This window comes from Nocardia sp. NPDC058497, assembly GCF_042720195.1.
Taxonomy (GTDB): domain Bacteria; phylum Actinomycetota; class Actinomycetes; order Mycobacteriales; family Mycobacteriaceae; genus Nocardia.
On the sequence record NZ_JBHXMY010000624.1, the window covers coordinates 1 to 3,379 of the forward strand.

The 3,379-nt window shown below is 68.0% G+C and carries 4 protein-coding genes; 2 read left to right on the top strand and 2 right to left on the bottom strand.

The annotated features are described in order from the left end of the window. Window positions 1-112: 112 nt before the first annotated feature. The gene (locus ACFWPJ_RS28390) at window positions 113-1,567 is read right to left on the bottom strand and encodes an FAD-dependent monooxygenase (protein ID WP_378855902.1); all 1,455 of its coding nucleotides are present in this window, start codon (window positions 1,565-1,567) and stop codon (window positions 113-115) included. Window positions 1,568-1,663: 96 nt separating this feature from the next. Between ACFWPJ_RS28390 and ACFWPJ_RS28395 the strand changes: the two genes are divergently transcribed. Beyond that, window positions 1,664-2,266 carry a TetR/AcrR family transcriptional regulator gene (locus ACFWPJ_RS28395; RefSeq protein WP_378855904.1) on the top strand — a complete coding sequence of 201 codons (603 nt, stop codon included), beginning with the start codon at window positions 1,664-1,666 and terminating at the stop codon, window positions 2,264-2,266. 127 nt (window positions 2,267-2,393) lie between these two features. Beyond that, complete coding sequence (locus tag ACFWPJ_RS28400; RefSeq protein WP_378855906.1) at window positions 2,394-2,591, top strand: hypothetical protein; 198 nt, start codon at window positions 2,394-2,396, stop codon at window positions 2,589-2,591. 128 nt (window positions 2,592-2,719) lie between these two features. Here the strand turns inward: ACFWPJ_RS28400 and ACFWPJ_RS28405 are convergent. Next, window positions 2,720-3,379: phosphotransferase family protein (locus ACFWPJ_RS28405; RefSeq protein WP_378855908.1), on the bottom strand; the 660-nt coding region annotated here is incomplete at its 5' end.

A 3,379-nucleotide genomic window follows, 5' to 3' on the forward strand; every position in this document is an offset into this window, starting at 1 on the left:
CAGGGCAGGGATGCCCGGCCACCGCTGTATTCGGGCCGTCAGTGCGTTGGTCTCGGTGGCGGTTCAGCGGTACGTGACGTTGGGCGGTGCCGCTTGGCGCCCGGCGGCGCGTCTACCAACGGCGGGCGAGGTGGCCGTCCGGGCGGATCAGGATCTGGGTGCCCGTGGCGGCCGCGTAGGCGGTGAATGCGTGACCATCGGTGTCGACGAGTGTCGTGGATCCGAGCCGGTCGGCGACTGGGAGGGCCGGGGCGTCGGCGTGACGGATCGCGACCGTGCGGATGGCGGGATCGTCGAGGGGTGTGCGGTCCGCCGACGCGAAACGCAGCAGGGTGGCGTGCGGGCCGCGGAAGAGGTCGAACAGGCGGATCGGGCGGCCGGATTCGTCGTGCAGTGGGGCGTCCGGCGCGCGGTCGCCGGCGACGAGCGGACCGTGTTCGGTGGGGGAGCGGTAGGTGATGCCGAGCTGGCGGGTCTCGGGGCCGCGGTGCATCGCGTCCTCGTCGCCGTCGACGAGTTTGTCGAGGAGTTCGGTGCTCAGGCCGAGGACGCGGGCCGCGACCGTGCGGCGTTCGGGTTCGTAGGTGTCGAGCGGGGCGGGGTCGCCGTCGAGGGCGGCCGCCAGTTTCCAGCCGAGGTTGTAGGCGTCCTGGACGCCGGTATTGAGGCCCTGTCCGCCGGTCGGCGGGTGGACGTGGGCGGCATCGCCCGCGAGCAGGACCCGGCCGTCGCGGAAGCGCTCGGCGAGTCGAATGTTGGGGCGCCACACCGTGACCCACGACAGATCGCTCAGGGTCAGGCCCAGCCCCGGGGCGTGGCGGTCGGCGAGGTCCTGCAGGGCGGCCAGGTCGGGGGCCTGATCCTCGGCCGGCGGCCCGGCGAACTGGAAACGACGTCCACCCGGCAGTGGTGACAGGGCGAAACCGTTCATCGGCTGGTCGGCCGCGGCGGCGAACCAGTAGCCGAAATCGTGGTCGAGGGCGTCGACGCGGACATCACCGAGCAGCATCGTGATCGAGTCGTCGGTGCTGCCCTCGAACGCGATCCCGAGACCCTTGCGCACTGTGCTCGCGCCGCCGTCGGCGCCGATCAGATAACTCGCGCGGACCGTCTCGTGGACGCCGCCCCGCAGCAGTGTCGCGGTGACGCCCGTGGCGTCCTGCGTGAAATCGGCCAGCGTCGTATCGAATTCGACGTGTCCACCCAGCTCGGCCAACCGGGCCCGCAAGATCGCCTCGGTGTCGGACTGGCCGAGCACCCACCCGTTCGGGTACGGCACGTCCGGTGTCGGTGCGACCGGTTCCGCCATGCGGCGCTCGCCCGCGAACTCACCCGCGAGGTACGCGCGCATCACCGGGAAGTCGCGCCCGGCGGACAGCACCGCGGCGAGGACGCCGAGATCCTCGAACACCTCCAGCGTGCGCGGCTGGATGCCGTCACCGCGCGACCCCTGGAAGGGTGTCTCGGCTCGGTCGACGAGCCGGACCGAGACCCCGCGCCGGGCGAGATCGATGGCGAGGGTGAGACCGGTCGGGCCTGCACCGGCGACAAGTACCTGGTCGGACATGGGAACTTCCTCCTGCTGTGAGAAATGAATTCGCATTCAGTGAATATGAATTCAGTTTCAGTGTTGGTACCGTTCTTGTCAAGGAGGTGGCGTCCGGTGGCAGGTAGCAGGCGCGAGAAATCCGCGGAGACCGAGCAGGCACTCAAGGACGCCGCCCGGCAGGTCTTCGCCGACCACGGCTACCTGAACGCGAAGATCACCGACATCACCGCCGCCGCTGGCCGGGCCGCGGGCTCGTTCTACAACCACTTCGCGAGCAAAGAGGAACTGCTGCAGGCATTGCTGGCCGATATCGCCGCAGCGGGCGACGAACGCGCCGCCGATCCCGAACACAACGGGGACTTCACCGATCCGGCCGCGGTGCGCTACCACGTGCGCGGCTACTGGAGCTTCGCCCGCGACAACGCGTCGGTACTGCGGGCGCTCGGGCAGGCGGCCCAGGTGAGTCCCGAATTCGCCCGGATCATCGCGGGTTTCGGCATCGCGCAGCGCGCCGATATTGCCGACCACGTTTCCGATTTCCCCGAGCGTGGCCTACATCTGCCGGGAACTGTCGATGCCAGCCTGGCGATGATGTTCGCCGCGGTCGACGGGACGCTGCGCATGGTCGAGGACGGGTCGGTGACGCTGACCGACGAGGAGGCGATCGAATCGATCACGCGTTTCGTCTACCGGGGGCTCACCGGTCGCGACTACTGACCGCGGATCCCCATGCGCAGGCGGTTCAGCGGTGCGTGCGTAGCCGCGTCGCGTCTAGGCGATGACCGTGCCGCGGCTGCGCCCCGTTGGTCGACCACCGAGGGCACATAGAAGATGGTCGCCTGTTGTGGTTGCCCTGTTCCGCCGCGCCTGGCACTCCACCCCCACGCAGGTCACGCACAACTGTTCCCCCGGCACGTTTCGTATCCGCCTACCCGGCACCAACCAGCCGTTCTCGCTCAGCATCGAGATCGACGAGTACGGCCCGTGTTCCGACGTCCTCATCGCCCACGGCCTCTACAGCACACCCACGATCGCCTGCTGAGAACACCAACCCCGAGTCAAGACACGGGGCCCCGCGGTGAGACCCGCGAGTTACCTATCCGCAGGGTCTCAGCGTGGTCGCCACCGGTCGCACGGTGGTCGGCATGTCCATCGCCGAGAACGAGTTCGTTAAAGCGCATTCCAGCGCCACGGTCGGCCAATTTCGCCACGCAGGCAGGCAAGACGATGGCGCACTTCACCGGCTGCGCTCTCGCTGGCTGCTGACCGCGACAGCGCGAAAACAGTCCAGCGGAGTTCTTGGATGTCGGCAAGCAGCCGGAAAGCCGGGTCCGTGGTGATGTCAGCGCCATAGGCGTCTACGAACGCTAGGTAGTCGGCCTCCGATAGACGGTCGAAATCGGCGTGATCAGCTGCAATCGGTATGAGGTCCCACTCTGGTCGGCTCAGAGCGACGCGGTCCAGATCAACGATTATCGGCCTTCCTCCGAACGGAACGACTAGGTTGCCTTGCCACGCGTCGCCATGAATGACCGACTTCCGAGCCGGAGGCCCAAGCTCGAAATGCCTGTCGCACAGCCTGTCGTGGTGGTCGAGAAGCCAAGTGCGGTCCTCAGCGGCCAGGCGACCTGTCGACGTGATTGCTCGGCGCAGCCCGGCGAATGGTCCGTACTCTGGGAGCATAAACGCTGTCGGCGGCGCGAGGGCGTGAAGTTGGCGAAGCGTGGTCGCGAGTTCAGTAGGTGTCGCTGCGCGGTGGGCCGGCACCCGCTGCCACCAGGTGATCGGACGATCGTCTACCACGGCTAGAGGAATAGCGACATCGGCCAC

Excerpts from the sequence above, each read along its gene's own strand:
- ACFWPJ_RS28390 (WP_378855902.1), bottom strand. The coding sequence starts at position 1,567 with ATGTCCGACCAGGTACTTGTCGCCGGTGCAGGCCCGACCGGTCTCACC.